This is a genomic window from Pseudalkalibacillus sp. A8 (genome assembly GCF_045920555.1).
Taxonomy (GTDB): domain Bacteria; phylum Bacillota; class Bacilli; order Bacillales; family Fictibacillaceae; genus Pseudalkalibacillus.
This window is the reverse complement of record NZ_CP174509.1, coordinates 116,309-133,239: the sequence shown is the minus strand read 5'-3', so window position 1 is coordinate 133,239 and position 16,931 is coordinate 116,309. Positions and strand designations below refer to the sequence as shown.

The window sequence follows — 16,931 nt, the reverse complement described above, 5'->3', positions numbered from 1 at the left end:
CGTCATCCTCCTAATGTGTGGCGTAGCGTGTCTTGAACAGATGATACACCGACAACTTCTATTCCTTCCGGGACCGTCCATCCGCCAATGTTCTTCTCAGGCAGAATGACACGTTTGAAGCCTAGTTTAGCAACTTCATGCACCCGTTGTTCGACACGGGAAACGCGCCGGACTTCCCCGGTCAGGCCGATTTCACCGATGAAGACCTCAGTCGGCTTTGTCGGTTTGTCTTTGAAGCTTGAGGCAATGCTTACCGCGATTGCCAAGTCTACTGCCGGTTCATCCAGCCGGACACCTCCAGCCACATTGACATACGCATCCTGATTCTGCATCAATAAGCCTACCCGTTTTTCGAGGACTGCCATCAACAAGGAAACTTTGTTATGGTCGATTCCATTCCCCATACGGCGAGGATTACCGAAGCTTGTCGGAGATACTAAAGCCTGTATTTCAACGAGAACGGGTCTTGTTCCTTCCATGGAAGCCACAATTGCTGAACCAGCTGCCCCGTTCGATCTTTCTTCTAAAAAGACCTCAGATGGATTTTCGACTTCGTCCAATCCGGCTTCCTTCATTTCGAAAACCCCGATTTCATTTGTCGATCCGAAACGGTTCTTTACAGCACGTAAAATACGATACGTATGATGTCTCTCCCCTTCAAAGTAAAGAACGGCATCAACCATATGTTCAAGCAATCGAGGTCCAGCAATAGACCCCTCTTTAGTAACGTGTCCTACAATAAATGTTGCAATTCCATTCGTTTTCGAAATTCTCATGAATTGGGATGTACATTCCCTGACCTGTGAGACACTCCCTGGGGCAGAAGTAATTTCAGCGCGGAAGACTGTTTGGATAGAATCGATGATCAAAAGGCTCGGATTGATTTCTTCAATCGCTTTTTCAATCAGATCCATGTCTGTTTCAGCATGGACATAAAGGTTATCATGATTGATTCCGAGTCTTTGGGCTCTCAATTTGGTTTGTTTGATCGATTCCTCTCCAGATATATATAAGACTGTGTGATCGTGTTCAGCCAGTTTGGCAGAAGCCTGAAGCAAAAGCGTCGATTTACCGATACCTGGATCGCCACCGACCAGCACCAGTGAACCTGGGACGATCCCACCGCCTAGCACTCGGTTCAATTCGTTGATTTGTGTATTGATTCGAGGCTCTTTTTCACTTTTTATTTTTGTGATCGGTTCCGGCTTCTGGCTGGTTCCCCCAGTTTGAAAAGATTTGCGGTGTCCTTTTTCAAGCTGGGTGATTTCCTCCACCATCGTATTCCATTTTCCGCATCCCGGGCATTTTCCCATCCATTTTGGAGAATCATACCCGCACTCTCCACATAAGAAACTTGTTTTTCTTTTTGCCATCTATATTTTCCCCATTTCCCAAACGGTTAAAGAATGTCTATCTTTGTTATTGCCATCATATCATAAACGGGTTTGGGAACTCTTCTTTAAACCATTGTATTCATAAGTTATCATCATATGGGTAATTAAGGGAATTTGTTATCAAAAACAACCTTTCTCCTCAGGAGCAAGAGGATTATTCGGATGAAGGTACTTACATGCACAGCTACGTCTGAAATCTACGATGCAGGTTCAAAAAAGCTCCATCAGCTTTATAAGCTGATGGAGTTTTGGTTGTTAATCAGGTTCCGGCTCCTACAGTATTGACGGTGAAGTCGTTGTTTTCAACATCGATTCTTACAGTTTGCCCTTTGGCGATGGTGCCTCTAAGCAACTCTTCTGATAACCGGTCTTCAATTCGGCGTTGCAGAGCACGACGTAATGGGCGCGCACCGTAATCCGGATCATATCCTTCTTCAGCAATCTTTTCAAGTGCTGCTTCTGTCAACTCGATATCGATACCCTGTTCAGCAAGTCGTTTTTGCAACTGTTTCGACATCAAACTTACGATGTGCTTGAGGTGCTCTTTCTCAAGTGTATGGAACACGATCGTTTCATCAATACGGTTCAAGAACTCTGGACGGAACGCTTTTTTCATTTCGTCCATGACCTTCGTCTTCATATTTTCATAAGCCTGGTCTTCCGATTGAGCAGTAAAGCCCATGTGCATATTTCGTTTAAGCGTATTTGCTCCGACATTGGATGTCATGATGACCACAGTGTTACGGAAGTCGACAGTACGGCCTTTCGAGTCTGTCAGGCGCCCATCTTCAAGTACTTGCAGCAATATGTTGAACACTTCCGGATGGGCCTTCTCAATTTCATCTAACAGGACGACGGAATACGGGTTCCGGCGAACTTTTTCAGTAAGCTGTCCGCCTTCCTCATGCCCTACATATCCTGGAGGTGAACCGACGAGGCGGCTTGTTGTATGCTTTTCCATATACTCGGACATATCAATGCGGATCGTTGCATCTTCGTCGCCGAATAATGCTTCTGCAAGCGCACGTGCAAGTTCAGTCTTACCAACCCCAGTCGGTCCAAGGAAAATGAATGAACCGATCGGTCGTTTCGGATCCTTCAATCCAGCACGGGCACGGCGGATCGCTTTGGAAATCGCCTTGACCGCTTCATCCTGGCCGATGACCCGGTTATGAAGGATACCCTCCATATTGAGTAACCGTTCTGTTTCTTCTTGCTTAAGTTTGGATACTGGTACTCCCGTCCAGTTGGAGACTACAAGGGCAATATCTTCAGGCGTGACTTCGGTATTTTCCTGACCTTGCTTCTCTTTCCAGGTGTTCTTCGTCGTCTCAAGTTCTTCACGCAGCTTTTGCTCTGAATCACGTAACGAAGCTGCTTTCTCGAATTCTTGACTCTGTACTGCAGCGTCTTTTTCTTTTCGGACACTTTCAAGCCTTTGCTCTAACTCTTTCAAGTTTGGAGGTGCTGTATAGGAACGGAGACGTACTTTCGAAGCTGCCTCATCGATCAAGTCAATCGCTTTGTCCGGCAAGAAACGATCAGAAATGTAACGGTCTGATAATTTTACAGCGGCATCAATCGCATCATCTGTGATCGTGACGCGGTGGTGTGCTTCATAACGGTCTCGTAATCCTTTAAGGATTTGGATGGATTCATCATTTGTCGGTTCGTTGACACGAATCGGCTGGAACCGTCGTTCTAACGCCGCATCCTTTTCAATATATTTTCTATATTCATCCAAGGTGGTTGCGCCAATACATTGTAGTTCACCACGAGCAAGTGCAGGTTTTAAGATGTTTGAAGCATCGATCGCACCCTCTGCTCCCCCTGCCCCGATCAAGGTATGAAGTTCGTCGATGAATAGGATTATGTTTCCTGCCTGACGGATTTCATCCATCACTTTTTTCAGGCGGTCTTCAAATTCACCACGATATTTCGTTCCAGCGACGACTGTTCCCATATCGAGGGTCATGACACGTTTATCCCTCAAGGTTTCAGGTACTTCATTATTGATGATTTGTTGTGCAAGTCCCTCTGCAATCGCCGTTTTACCAACACCTGGTTCCCCAATCAGAACCGGGTTGTTTTTTGTACGACGGCTCAATACTTCGATGACACGTTCAATTTCTTTACTGCGGCCGATGACTGGATCAAGACTGTCATCACGGGCTACAGCTGTCAAGTCACGGGCAAGGCTATCAAGTGTCGGTGTATTCGCGTTGACAGAAGAACCACCTGACGATGAGGAAGACTCATTGCTTCCTAACAGTTGCAGAACTTGTTGCCGTGCTTTATTCAGGCTTACACCTAAATTGTTCAGAACACGCGCAGCGACACCTTCGCCTTCACGAATCAATCCTAGCAATATATGTTCCGTACCAACATAAGAATGACCAAGTTTCCGAGCTTCATCCATGGATAATTCAATCACTTTTTTGGCTCTAGGGGTGTAATGGATCGTTTGGACAGATTCTTGCCCCTTGCCAATCAAGGTTTCAACTTCTTTTTGAATTTTTTCAGGACTTAACCCTAGAACAGAAAGTGCTTTTGCTGCGATGCCTTCACCTTCACGTACCAAACCAAGTAAAATATGCTCAGTTCCAACATTGTTATGCCCTAGGCGAATCGCTTCTTCTTGTGCAAGAGCGAGTACTTTTTGTGCTCTTTCAGTAAATCGACCAAACATCATCTTGATCACCTTCCTATTCGTTGTTCTTTTCTAACTTCAATCTCTCACGGATCAACGTTGCGCGGCGGATATCCCTTTCATCCGGAGATAACGTTTCATCTGCGTATTGTTGTAAAAATCCTGGTTGAGTGAGTATCATAAGTTCATTCAATATCGTGTTAGAAATACCTTCTATTAATTTCAAATCGATGCCTAGTCGTACATCCGATAAACATTTTGTGGCTTCTTTAGATTGTATGATGCGACTGTTTGCCAGGATACCGAGTGACCTGTAAACCCGGTCTTCCAATTGTATCTTCGAGGATTCAAATAAGTTTTTCCTGGCCGATCGTTCTTCTTCAATAAGTTGGATGACGACCCCTCTTAGATCTTCGATAATATCCTGTTCAGATTTTCCTAATGTCATTTGGTTTGAAACTTGAAAAACATTTCCTTGAGCTTCACTGCCTTCCCCGTAAATTCCTCTGACCACCAATCCCAATTGATTGATCGCAGGGATGATCCGATGGATCTTTTGTGTTAAAACAAGTGCAGGCAAGTGCATCATGACAGAGGCTCTCATCCCTGTTCCGACATTCGTCGGACAGCTTGTTAAGTACCCATGCTGTTCATCGAAGGCGTAATTCAATTTTTCCTCAAACCAATCGTCAATCCCGCTTGCCAAGGTCAGTGCTTCGATCAATTGAAATCCTGGAAAAAGACATTGGATACGGAGATGGTCTTCCTCATTGATCATGATACTTACATTTTCTTCATCACTCATCAATACTCCGGAATGCTTCGTATTCTCAATAAGGTTAGGACTAACCAGATGTTTCTCGACTAGGACCCTTTTCTCAATAGGTTTCAAATCATCGATGTCGATATATGATAAGACGCCTACATTACCATATGTTTGATTTTCATAATGTTTTCGGATTTGTTGGTTCACTTCATCAGCCTGTTGCTCGTTCGAAATGATTGGAAATACATGATTTTCTAAATTGCGAGCCAATCGGATCCGGCTGCTTAGGACTATATCTGAATCAGGTCCTTCTCGTTTCATCCAAGGACTTATCGCATCACTGATAAATTTTTTAAGAGACACCGATCAGCTCCCCCCTTCGAACCGTTTTTCCATCATTCGAATTTGGTCTCTTACGTTCGCTGCTTCTTCAAATTCTTCTTGGGCGATTAACTGCTGTAATTTCTGTTTGAGTTGATCGATCTTTTTCCGTTCAATCAGTTCATTACCTATTCTTTTCGGGATTTTTCCAGTATGGTTTGTATTACCTCCATGGATTCGTTTGAACATCGGTGTCAATTTTGGTTCGAAGGTTTTATAACAATTCGGACAACCAAACCGGCCAATCTTCGCAAATTCCGCATAACTCAAGCCGCATTGATCACATTGTATCACTTGCTTTTCTGGTTGAGGATTGTTGGTATCGCTTAAAGGTTGATCGAAGTTAAGAAGCCCTGATAATAGATTGTGGATGGAAAACGAATTGGATCCTGGTATTAAATCCCCTTTTTCCTTTGCACATTGTTCACAAATATGGAATTCATTCTTTTTGCCATTGATGATCTTTGTGAAGTGCAAAGTTGCTGGTCTCTGCTGGCATTCTTGACAGTACACGCCTTACACTCCCCCTCAATCTTTATATTTCAAACTTTGTATCATTGCTTTTAACAAATTTGCACGTAGTTCGTCTCGATAAGGCAATACGATATTGATTGTAGAGCGATCAATCACACTTTTCATCAGCCTTGCTTCTTTCTTTGTGATGATCCCTTCTTCCAACAATCTGTAGATGATGTTTTCACTGGCAGCCTGACTGATTCGTGTATTGATCATTTTGAGGATCTGATCAAGCAAGATTGTCGAATTATCGGTCTCCACTTTTATAATTCGAATATATCCTCCTCCTCCTCTTTTACTTTCCACAATAAAGCCTTTTTCAATCGTAAACCTTGTATTGATTACATAATTGATTTGCGAGGGGACGCATTGAAATTGTTCAGCAATTTCACTTCTTTTGATTTCAATTGCTTTTTTGTGACTTCCTTTGATGATTTCCTTCAAATGCGCTTCAATAATATCTGATATATTTTTCATCCCATTATTGCCCCTCCTCATATCTGACTTTGACTTTCTTTGACTATAATTATAAACATTTGCCCGCAAGTTGCAAATGTTTTGATGTTTACATTATAGACAGACTTTTTAAGTGTTAAACAATTTTTTACTCTGTTGCAAACACTTTATGAACATAGTCGATCGATTGTATCTTGTCATACAATTCGGGGAGCTTTTTTGGGTTAGATATCTGTATTTTGAACGTATATTTTATTAGGGGAATCGCTGCATCATTTGGGTGATCTTCTACTGATAAACTTAAAATCGGTGTTTTCAACGACTCCAACTCGTTTACAATTTTAGATAAAGACACTTCTTTATTTTCTACAATGACCGTTACATGATGGTAGCGTTGCTTTCGCAAATACAAATCCTCAAATTTGTTCAGGAACAACAGACTCAAAATTACGATAAATGTTGTAAAAATGGCTTCATAATACATTCCAATTCCCACAACTAGGCCGATTCCTGCAACTACCCATATCGAGGCTGCAGTCGTCAGTCCCTTAACCGTTACACCGTGAACAAGAATTGTTCCAGCACCTAAAAAACCGATCCCGCTCACGACATAAGCTGCTAAACGTGAGGGGTCAAAACCTTGTACCCTCTCATGCGTATTTAAAAAATCTTCGAAACCGAACATTGATAAAATCATCATCAAACATGCACCGACACCGACTAATAAATGTGTACGAAATCCAGCCGGATGACGTTTGAATTCACGCTCAATACCGACTAACCCACACAGCACTGCTGCCAATACAAGTCTGATCGTGATGATCATCGTTTCTTCATTCCACCATTGAAATAACCAAGATTCCATTTATATCTCCCCTGTAATTCCGATTGTGATAATGTCTCTATATTACATGGTATGGTATATAGTATCCAATTATAGGCTAACAGCAATAAAAGAGGAAATAATACTCATTCTCTTCATTCTCTTTTATTGTCTTTCAACTTTTATAATGCTTTCCCTTTTTGCTTTCGTGTATAACGTTGGGGGTTGTTCCACTATGTATTTCGTAAGGGGTAAAAACATAAAAGATTTTTGGAAGCAAAAATCTTCATTTTAAAAGAACCATTAGCATGCGTATCAGCCTTCTTTCGCCAGTTCAATGTGTTAGTATTCTCGTTTGAGTACGTCATTTTGCGATTTTCGCGTTTTCACGGTCTTAAGGATTCTGTTTGAGGACCTTATTTTAGCTTTTTCTCGATTTCAGGGTGTCGAAGCCCCTCTTTGAGTGCCTCGTTTTGGCTTTTTTCTCGGTTTCAGGGTGTCAAAACCCTCTAAGTTACTTAAAATTCCTTTTGCAATCTCTAAAACGAAAAGGTTCGAACCCTAATTTCACCATACATAAAAAAGAGCAGTCTCTCGACTACTCTTGTGGTGCCCGGCGACGTCCTACTCTCACAGGGGGAAGCCCCCAATTACCATTGGCGCTGAAGAGCTTAACTTCCGTGTTCGGCATGGGAACGGGTGTGACCTCTTCGCCATCGTCACCAGACTGTATGAAATTCAAGGGATACTGTTCCCTCAAAACTAGATAACGGTTCTTGAAAACATCGTCGATATTTAAGTGAAGTGGTTAAGTCCTCGATCGATTAGTATCTGTCAGCTCCACGTGTCACCACGCTTCCACACCAGACCTATCAACCTCATCATCTCTGAGGGATCTTACTCGCTTAACGCGATGGGAAATCTCATCTTGAGGGGGGCTTCATGCTTAGATGCTTTCAGCACTTATCCCGTCCACACGTAGCTACCCAGCTATGCTCCTGGCGGAACAACTGGTACACCAGCGGTGTGTCCATCCCGGTCCTCTCGTACTAAGGACAGCTCCTCTCAAATTTCCTGCGCCCGCGACGGATAGGGACCGAACTGTCTCACGACGTTCTGAACCCAGCTCGCGTACCGCTTTAATGGGCGAACAGCCCAACCCTTGGGACCTACTTCAGCCCCAGGATGCGATGAGCCGACATCGAGGTGCCAAACCTCCCCGTCGATGTGGACTCTTGGGGGAGATAAGCCTGTTATCCCCAGGGTAGCTTTTATCCGTTGAGCGATGGCCCTTCCATGCGGAACCACCGGATCACTAAGCCCGACTTTCGTCCCTGCTCGACTTGTAGGTCTCGCAGTCAAGCTCCCTTGTGCCTTTACACTCTGCGAATGATTTCCAACCATTCTGAGGGAACCTTTGGGCGCCTCCGTTACACTTTAGGAGGCGACCGCCCCAGTCAAACTGCCCACCTGACACTGTCTCCGGACCGGATCACGGTCCTGGGTTAGAATTTCAATACCGTCAGGGTAGTATCCCACCGACGCCTCCACCGAACCTGGCGGTCCGGCTTCTCTGGCTCCTACCTATCCTGTACAAACGATACCAAAATCCAATATCAGGCTACAGTAAAGCTCCATGGGGTCTTTCCGTCCTGTCGCGGGTAACCTGCATCTTCACAGGTACTATAATTTCACCGGGTCTCTCGTTGAGACAGTATCCAAGTCGTTGCACCTTTCGTGCGGGTCGGAACTTACCCGACAAGGAATTTCGCTACCTTAGGACCGTTATAGTTACGGCCGCCGTTTACTGGGGCTTCGATTCAGAGCTTCTCCTAATGGATAACCCCTCCTCTTAACCTTCCAGCACCGGGCAGGTGTCAGCCCCTATACTTCGCCTTACGGCTTCGCAGAGACCTGTGTTTTTGCTAAACAGTCGCTTGGATCTTTTCACTGCGGCTCTCTCGGGCTTGCACCCTATCAGAGCACCCCTTCTCCCGAAGTTACGGGGTCATTTTGCCGAGTTCCTTAACGAGAGTTCTCCCGAGCATCTTAGGATTCTCTCCTCGCCTACCTGTGTCGGTTTACGGTACGGGCACCTCTTTCCTCGCTAGAGGCTTTTCTTGGCAGTGTAGGATCAGGGACTTCGGTACTCTAGTTCCCTCGCCATCACAGCTCCGCCGTATGGTGGACGGATTTGCCTATCCACCGGCCTGACTGCTTGGACGCGCATATCCATCAGCGCGCTCTCCCTACCTTCCTGCGTCCCCCCGTTGCTCAAACGGAAAGGAGGTGGTACAGGAATATCAACCTGTTGGCCATCGCCTACGCCTTTCGGCCTCGGCTTAGGTCCCGACTAACCCTGAGCGGACGAGCCTTCCTCAGGAAACCTTGGGCTTTCGATGGAGAAGATTCTCACTTCTCTTTTCGCTACTCATACCGGCATTCTCACTTCAAAGCGCTCCACGAGTCCTTCCGGTCTCGCTTCTCAGCCCTTCGAACGCTCCCCTACCACTGTACCGTTAGGTACAATCCATAGCTTCGGTGATACGTTTAGCCCCGGTACATTTTCGGCGCAGAGTCACTCGACCAGTGAGCTATTACGCACTCTTTAAATGGTGGCTGCTTCTAAGCCAACATCCTGGTTGTCTGGGCAACTCCACATCCTTTTCCACTTAACGTATACTTGGGGACCTTAGCTGATGGTCTGGGCTGTTTCCCTCTCGACTACGGATCTTATCACTCGCAGTCTGACTCCCGTGGACAAGTTCCTGGCATTCGGAGTTTGACTGAATTCGGTAATCCTGTGGGGACCCCTAGTCCAATCAGTGCTCTACCTCCAGAACTCTCACCACGAGGCTAGCCCTAAAGCTATTTCGGGGAGAACCAGCTATCTCCGAGTTCGATTGGCATTTCACCCCTACCCACACCTCATCCCCGCACTTTTCAACGTGCGTGGGTTCGGGCCTCCATTCAGTGTTACCTGAACTTCACCCTGGACATGGGTAGATCACTCGGTTTCGGGTCTACGACAACGTACTCATGCGCCCTGTTCAGACTCGCTTTCGCTGCGGCTCCGTCTCTGCGACTTAACCTTGCACGTTATCGTAACTCGCCGGTTCATTCTACAAAAGGCACGCCGTCACCCGTTAATGGGCTCCGACTACTTGTAGGCACACGGTTTCAGGATCTCTTTCACTCCCCTTCCGGGGTGCTTTTCACCTTTCCCTCACGGTACTGGTTCACTATCGGTCACTAGGGAGTATTTAGCCTTGGGAGATGGTCCTCCCAGCTTCCGACGGGGTTTCACGTGTCCCGCCGTACTCAGGATCCACTCTGGAGGGAACGACGTTTTGGCTACAGGGCTGTTACCTCCTCTGGCGGGCCTTTCCAGACCGCTTCGCCTACGCCGTTCCTTTCTTACTCCGTATAGAGTGTCCTACAACCCCAAGAGGCAAGCCTCTTGGTTTGGGCTGTTTCCGTTTCGCTCGCCGCTACTCAGGAAATCGCGATTGCTTTCTCTTCCTCTGGGTACTAAGATGTTTCAGTTCCCCAGGTCTGCCTTCTCATACCCTATGAATTCAGGTATGGATCCTACCCCATTACGGGCAGTGGGTTCCCCCATTCGGAAATCCCCGGATCAAAGCTTACTTACAGCTCCCCGAGGCATATCGGTGTTCGTCCCGTCCTTCTTCGGCTCCTAGTGCCAAGGCATCCACCGTGCGCCCTTCATAACTTAACCACGTTATGAATGAACTTACACTTCTTACTTGTCATTAAATGACGTTTTCGATGTCTTGTTTTCAAGAATTTCATTATCTAGTTTTCAAGGAACAATGTTCTGAAAGAGAATGAGCTCTTTCAAAACTAAACAAAAGCCAAAGCGTGTTCCATGTCCATAAAGGACTCCTTAGAAAGGAGGTGATCCAGCCGCACCTTCCGATACGGCTACCTTGTTACGACTTCACCCCAATCATCTGTCCCACCTTCGGCGGCTGGTTCCAAAAGGTTACCTCACCGACTTCGGGTGTTACAAACTCTCGTGGTGTGACGGGCGGTGTGTACAAGGCCCGGGAACGTATTCACCGCGGCATGCTGATCCGCGATTACTAGCAATTCCGGCTTCATGCAGGCGAGTTGCAGCCTGCAATCCGAACTGAGAATGGCTTTATGGGATTCGCTCAACCTCGCGGTTTTGCTGCCCTTTGTACCATCCATTGTAGCACGTGTGTAGCCCAGGTCATAAGGGGCATGATGATTTGACGTCGTCCCCACCTTCCTCCGGTTTGTCACCGGCAGTCACCTTAGAGTGCCCAACTGAATGCTGGCAACTAAGATCAAGGGTTGCGCTCGTTGCGGGACTTAACCCAACATCTCACGACACGAGCTGACGACAACCATGCACCACCTGTCACTTCGTCCCCCGAAGGGGAACCTTCCATCTCTGGAAGTAGCGAAGGATGTCAAGACCTGGTAAGGTTCTTCGCGTTGCTTCGAATTAAACCACATGCTCCACTGCTTGTGCGGGCCCCCGTCAATTCCTTTGAGTTTCAACCTTGCGGTCGTACTCCCCAGGCGGAGTGCTTAATGTGTTAACGTCAGCACTGAGGGTGGAACCCCCCAACACCTAGCACTCATCGTTTACGGCGTGGACTACCAGGGTATCTAATCCTGTTTGCTCCCCACGCTTTCGCGCCTCAGCGTCAGTTACTGGCCAGAGAGCCGCCTTCGCCACTGGTGTTCCTCCATATATCTACGCATTTCACCGCTACACATGGAATTCCACTCTCCTCTCCAGTACTCAAGTCCCCCAGTTTCCAATGACCCTCCACGGTTGAGCCGTGGGCTTTCACATCAGACTTAAGAGACCGCCTGCGCGCGCTTTACGCCCAATAATTCCGGACAACGCTTGCCACCTACGTATTACCGCGGCTGCTGGCACGTAGTTAGCCGTGGCTTTCTGGTTAGGTACCGTCAAGGTACCGCCCTGTTCGAACGGTACTTGTTCTTCCCTAACAACAGAGCTTTACGACCCGAAGGCCTTCCTCACTCACGCGGCGTTGCTCGGTCAGACTTTCGTCCATTGCCGAAGATTCCCTACTGCTGCCTCCCGTAGGAGTCTGGGCCGTGTCTCAGTCCCAGTGTGGCCGATCACCCTCTCAGGTCGGCTACGCATCGTCGCCTTGGTGAGCCCTTACCTCACCAACTAGCTAATGCGCCGCGGGCCCATCTGTAAGTGATAGCCGAAGCCATCTTTTAATCCTCCTCTATGCAGAGGAGAATGTTATCCGGTATTAGCCCCGGTTTCCCGGAGTTATCCCAGTCTTACAGGCAGGTTGCCCACGTGTTACTCACCCGTCCGCCGCTGACCTCTGAGGAGCAAGCTCCTCGTTGGTCCGCTCGACTTGCATGTATTAGGCACGCCGCCAGCGTTCGTCCTGAGCCAGGATCAAACTCTCCAATAAAGTGTTTGATTGCTCATTAAATGAAATCGAAATTGATTCAGGGTTCTTATAAAAGACCCGTTTCACGCTTGGCTTTTGTTCAGTTTTCAAAGAGCTTTTTGTGCCGCTTTTTTCTTAGGCGACAATAATAAATTATAGCATCCCATCGACTGATTGTCAATAGTTTTTTTGGTGGAGCCTAGCGGGATCGAACCGCTGACCTCCTGCGTGCAAGGCAGGCGCTCTCCCAGCTGAGCTAAGGCCCCTTAATTAATCAAATGGTCGGGAAGACAGGATTTGAACCTGCGACCCCCTGGTCCCAAACCAGGTGCTCTACCAAGCTGAGCCACTTCCCGTTATATGGCGCGCCCGAGAGGAGTCGAACCCCTAACCTTCTGATCCGTAGTCAGACGCTCTATCCAATTGAGCTACGGGCGCACTTTATTATAGGTTTTGCTGTTTCGAAAATGGTGCCGAGGGCCGGACTTGAACCGGCACGGTAGTCACCTACCGCAGGATTTTAAGTCCTGTGTGTCTGCCAATTCCACCACCCCGGCATAATGGAGCGGAAGACGGGATTCGAACCCGCGACCCCCACCTTGGCAAGGTGGTGTTCTACCACTGAACTACTTCCGCATGTGGTGCGGGTGGAGGGACTTGAACCCCCACGTCGCAAGGACACTAGATCCTAAGTCTAGCGCGTCTGCCAATTCCGCCACACCCGCAATACTATATCGTTATCTAAAATGGTGAGCCATGAAGGACTCGAACCTTCGACCCTCTGATTAAAAGTCAGATGCTCTACCGACTGAGCTAATGGCTCGTAAAAGTGGTGCTGGCCAGAGGACTTGAACCCCCAACCTACTGATTACAAGTCAGTTGCTCTACCAATTGAGCTAGGCCAGCATAATGGTGGAGGATGACGGGATCGAACCGCCGACCCCCTGCTTGTAAGGCAGGTGCTCTCCCAGCTGAGCTAATCCTCCAATATATAAGCCCGGCGACGTCCTACTCTCACAGGGGGAAGCCCCCAATTACCATTGGCGCTGAAGAGCTTAACTTCCGTGTTCGGCATGGGAACGGGTGTGACCTCTTCGCCATCGTCACCAGACTGTATGAAATTCAAGGGATACTGTTCCCTCAAAACTAGATAACGGTTCTTGAAAACATCGTCGATGTTAAGTAAAGTGGTTAAGTCCTCGATCGATTAGTATCTGTCAGCTCCACGTGTCGCCACGCTTCCACACCAGACCTATCAACCTCATCATCTCTGAGGGATCTTACTCGCTTAACGCGATGGGAAATCTCATCTTGAGGGGGGCTTCATGCTTAGATGCTTTCAGCACTTATCCCGTCCACACGTAGCTACCCAGCTATGCTCCTGGCGGAACAACTGGTACACCAGCGGTGTGTCCATCCCGGTCCTCTCGTACTAAGGACAGCTCCTCTCAAATTTCCTGCGCCCGCGACGGATAGGGACCGAACTGTCTCACGACGTTCTGAACCCAGCTCGCGTACCGCTTTAATGGGCGAACAGCCCAACCCTTGGGACCTACTTCAGCCCCAGGATGCGATGAGCCGACATCGAGGTGCCAAACCTCCCCGTCGATGTGGACTCTTGGGGGAGATAAGCCTGTTATCCCCAGGGTAGCTTTTATCCGTTGAGCGATGGCCCTTCCATGCGGAACCACCGGATCACTAAGCCCGACTTTCGTCCCTGCTCGACTTGTAGGTCTCGCAGTCAAGCTCCCTTGTGCCTTTACACTCTGCGAATGATTTCCAACCATTCTGAGGGAACCTTTGGGCGCCTCCGTTACACTTTAGGAGGCGACCGCCCCAGTCAAACTGCCCACCTGACACTGTCTCCGGACCGGATCACGGTCCTGGGTTAGAATTTCAATACCGTCAGGGTAGTATCCCACCGACGCCTCCACCGAACCTGGCGGTCCGGCTTCTCTGGCTCCTACCTATCCTGTACAAACGATACCAAAATCCAATATCAGGCTACAGTAAAGCTCCATGGGGTCTTTCCGTCCTGTCGCGGGTAACCTGCATCTTCACAGGTACTATAATTTCACCGGGTCTCTCGTTGAGACAGTATCCAAGTCGTTGCACCTTTCGTGCGGGTCGGAACTTACCCGACAAGGAATTTCGCTACCTTAGGACCGTTATAGTTACGGCCGCCGTTTACTGGGGCTTCGATTCAGAGCTTCTCCTAATGGATAACCCCTCCTCTTAACCTTCCAGCACCGGGCAGGTGTCAGCCCCTATACTTCGCCTTACGGCTTCGCAGAGACCTGTGTTTTTGCTAAACAGTCGCTTGGATCTTTTCACTGCGGCTCTCTCGGGCTTGCACCCTATCAGAGCACCCCTTCTCCCGAAGTTACGGGGTCATTTTGCCGAGTTCCTTAACGAGAGTTCTCCCGAGCATCTTAGGATTCTCTCCTCGCCTACCTGTGTCGGTTTACGGTACGGGCACCTCTTTCCTCGCTAGAGGCTTTTCTTGGCAGTGTAGGATCAGGGACTTCGGTACTCTAGTTCCCTCGCCATCACAGCTCCGCCGTATGGTGGACGGATTTGCCTATCCACCGGCCTGACTGCTTGGACGCGCATATCCATCAGCGCGCTCTCCCTACCTTCCTGCGTCCCCCCGTTGCTCAAACGGAAAGGAGGTGGTACAGGAATATCAACCTGTTGGCCATCGCCTACGCCTTTCGGCCTCGGCTTAGGTCCCGACTAACCCTGAGCGGACGAGCCTTCCTCAGGAAACCTTGGGCTTTCGATGGAGAAGATTCTCACTTCTCTTTTCGCTACTCATACCGGCATTCTCACTTCAAAGCGCTCCACGAGTCCTTCCGGTCTCGCTTCTCAGCCCTTCGAACGCTCCCCTACCACTGTACCGTTAGGTACAATCCATAGCTTCGGTGATACGTTTAGCCCCGGTACATTTTCGGCGCAGAGTCACTCGACCAGTGAGCTATTACGCACTCTTTAAATGGTGGCTGCTTCTAAGCCAACATCCTGGTTGTCTGGGCAACTCCACATCCTTTTCCACTTAACGTATACTTGGGGACCTTAGCTGATGGTCTGGGCTGTTTCCCTCTCGACTACGGATCTTATCACTCGCAGTCTGACTCCCGTGGACAAGTTCCTGGCATTCGGAGTTTGACTGAATTCGGTAATCCTGTGGGGACCCCTAGTCCAATCAGTGCTCTACCTCCAGAACTCTCACCACGAGGCTAGCCCTAAAGCTATTTCGGGGAGAACCAGCTATCTCCGAGTTCGATTGGCATTTCACCCCTACCCACACCTCATCCCCGCACTTTTCAACGTGCGTGGGTTCGGGCCTCCATTCAGTGTTACCTGAACTTCACCCTGGACATGGGTAGATCACTCGGTTTCGGGTCTACGACAACGTACTCATGCGCCCTGTTCAGACTCGCTTTCGCTGCGGCTCCGTCTCTGCGACTTAACCTTGCACGTTATCGTAACTCGCCGGTTCATTCTACAAAAGGCACGCCGTCACCCGTTAATGGGCTCCGACTACTTGTAGGCACACGGTTTCAGGATCTCTTTCACTCCCCTTCCGGGGTGCTTTTCACCTTTCCCTCACGGTACTGGTTCACTATCGGTCACTAGGGAGTATTTAGCCTTGGGAGATGGTCCTCCCAGCTTCCGACGGGGTTTCACGTGTCCCGCCGTACTCAGGATCCACTCTGGAGGGAACGACGTTTTGGCTACAGGGCTGTTACCTCCTCTGGCGGGCCTTTCCAGACCGCTTCGCCTACGCCGTTCCTTTCTTACTCCGTATAGAGTGTCCTACAACCCCAAGAGGCAAGCCTCTTGGTTTGGGCTGTTTCCGTTTCGCTCGCCGCTACTCAGGAAATCGCGATTGCTTTCTCTTCCTCTGGGTACTAAGATGTTTCAGTTCCCCAGGTCTGCCTTCTCATACCCTATGAATTCAGGTATGGATCCTACCCCATTACGGGCAGTGGGTTCCCCCATTCGGAAATCCCCGGATCAAAGCTTACTTACAGCTCCCCGAGGCATATCGGTGTTCGTCCCGTCCTTCTTCGGCTCCTAGTGCCAAGGCATCCACCGTGCGCCCTTCATAACTTAACCACGTTATGAATGAACTTACACTTCTTACTTGTCATTAAATGACGTTTTCGATGTCTTGTTTTCAAGAATTTCATTATCTAGTTTTCAAGGAACAGATTCGCCGCTTTTCTTTAAGCGACAAGAATATATTATATCATCCTATTGACAGTAAAGTCAATAGTTTTTTTGGTGGAGCCTAGCGGGATCGAACCGCTGACCTCCTGCGTGCAAGGCAGGCGCTCTCCCAGCTGAGCTAAGGCCCCAAATGAAAGATATGATTTTTAAAATGGTGGGCCTAAGTGGACTCGAACCACCGACCTCACGCTTATCAGGCGTGCGCTCTAACCAGCTGAGCTATAGGCCCAAACAACCTTTACATACTCTTTCAAAACTAAACAAAAGC

General features: G+C 48.3%; 6 protein-coding genes, 11 tRNA genes and 5 rRNA genes. All 22 read right to left on the bottom strand.

The genetic code is table 11. The annotated features are described in order from the left end of the window. Nucleotides 1-2: 2 nt before the first annotated feature. The 22 genes from radA to ACJROX_RS00575 all read right to left on the bottom strand — a co-directional run bounded on the left by radA (nt 3) and on the right by ACJROX_RS00575 (nt 16,892). Nucleotides 3-1,373 (bottom strand): DNA repair protein RadA, encoded by a 1,371-nt coding sequence (gene radA, locus ACJROX_RS00680; protein WP_408008913.1) that lies wholly within the window; start codon nt 1,371-1,373, stop codon nt 3-5. A 280-nt stretch (nt 1,374-1,653) separates the two neighbouring features. After that, nucleotides 1,654-4,086, bottom strand: coding sequence for an ATP-dependent protease ATP-binding subunit ClpC (gene clpC / locus ACJROX_RS00675; RefSeq protein WP_408008912.1), 2,433 nt, complete (start codon nt 4,084-4,086; stop codon nt 1,654-1,656). A 13-nt stretch (nt 4,087-4,099) separates the two neighbouring features. Next, complete coding sequence (locus ACJROX_RS00670) at nt 4,100-5,173, bottom strand: protein arginine kinase (RefSeq protein ID WP_408008911.1); 1,074 nt, start codon at nt 5,171-5,173, stop codon at nt 4,100-4,102. A gap of 3 nt (nt 5,174-5,176) precedes the next feature. Then, complete coding sequence (locus tag ACJROX_RS00665; RefSeq protein ID WP_408008910.1) at nt 5,177-5,704, bottom strand: UvrB/UvrC motif-containing protein; 528 nt, start codon at nt 5,702-5,704, stop codon at nt 5,177-5,179. Nucleotides 5,705-5,719: 15 nt separating this feature from the next. After that, the gene (locus ACJROX_RS00660) at nt 5,720-6,184 is read right to left on the bottom strand and encodes a CtsR family transcriptional regulator (protein ID WP_408008909.1); all 465 of its coding nucleotides are present in this window, start codon (nt 6,182-6,184) and stop codon (nt 5,720-5,722) included. Nucleotides 6,185-6,311: 127 nt separating this feature from the next. Further along, nucleotides 6,312-7,028: an MgtC/SapB family protein gene (locus tag ACJROX_RS00655; RefSeq protein ID WP_408008908.1), complete on the bottom strand. Its 717-nt coding sequence runs from the start codon at nt 7,026-7,028 to the stop codon at nt 6,312-6,314. A gap of 569 nt (nt 7,029-7,597) precedes the next feature. Further along, nucleotides 7,598-7,713, bottom strand: a 5S ribosomal RNA gene (gene rrf / locus ACJROX_RS00650). Nucleotides 7,714-7,790: 77 nt separating this feature from the next. Continuing rightward, nucleotides 7,791-10,725: ribosomal RNA gene (locus ACJROX_RS00645) — 23S ribosomal RNA — on the bottom strand. Between the two features lie 172 nt (nt 10,726-10,897). Beyond that, nucleotides 10,898-12,448, bottom strand: a 16S ribosomal RNA gene (locus ACJROX_RS00640). Nucleotides 12,449-12,617: 169 nt separating this feature from the next. Further along, nucleotides 12,618-12,693, bottom strand: a tRNA-Ala gene (locus tag ACJROX_RS00635). 13 nt (nt 12,694-12,706) lie between these two features. Then, nucleotides 12,707-12,783, bottom strand: a tRNA-Pro gene (locus ACJROX_RS00630). 5 nt (nt 12,784-12,788) lie between these two features. Then, nucleotides 12,789-12,865: transfer RNA gene (locus ACJROX_RS00625), tRNA-Arg, on the bottom strand. A gap of 30 nt (nt 12,866-12,895) precedes the next feature. Further along, nucleotides 12,896-12,984: transfer RNA gene (locus tag ACJROX_RS00620), tRNA-Leu, on the bottom strand. A gap of 4 nt (nt 12,985-12,988) precedes the next feature. After that, nucleotides 12,989-13,063: transfer RNA gene (locus ACJROX_RS00615), tRNA-Gly, on the bottom strand. Nucleotides 13,064-13,066: 3 nt separating this feature from the next. Then, a tRNA-Leu gene (locus tag ACJROX_RS00610) sits at nt 13,067-13,152 on the bottom strand. 22 nt (nt 13,153-13,174) lie between these two features. Beyond that, nucleotides 13,175-13,250: transfer RNA gene (locus ACJROX_RS00605), tRNA-Lys, on the bottom strand. Nucleotides 13,251-13,257: 7 nt separating this feature from the next. After that, nucleotides 13,258-13,333, bottom strand: a tRNA-Thr gene (locus ACJROX_RS00600). Nucleotides 13,334-13,337: 4 nt separating this feature from the next. Then, nucleotides 13,338-13,413, bottom strand: a tRNA-Val gene (locus ACJROX_RS00595). 9 nt (nt 13,414-13,422) lie between these two features. Beyond that, nucleotides 13,423-13,538: ribosomal RNA gene (gene rrf, locus ACJROX_RS00590) — 5S ribosomal RNA — on the bottom strand. 76 nt (nt 13,539-13,614) lie between these two features. Next, nucleotides 13,615-16,549: ribosomal RNA gene (locus ACJROX_RS00585) — 23S ribosomal RNA — on the bottom strand. The 16S, 23S and 5S rRNA genes sit together here with 11 tRNA genes alongside, the layout of an rRNA operon. Before the next feature lie 166 nt (nt 16,550-16,715). After that, nucleotides 16,716-16,791: transfer RNA gene (locus ACJROX_RS00580), tRNA-Ala, on the bottom strand. A 24-nt stretch (nt 16,792-16,815) separates the two neighbouring features. After that, nucleotides 16,816-16,892: transfer RNA gene (locus tag ACJROX_RS00575), tRNA-Ile, on the bottom strand. Between the last annotated feature and the right edge of the window lie 39 nt (nt 16,893-16,931).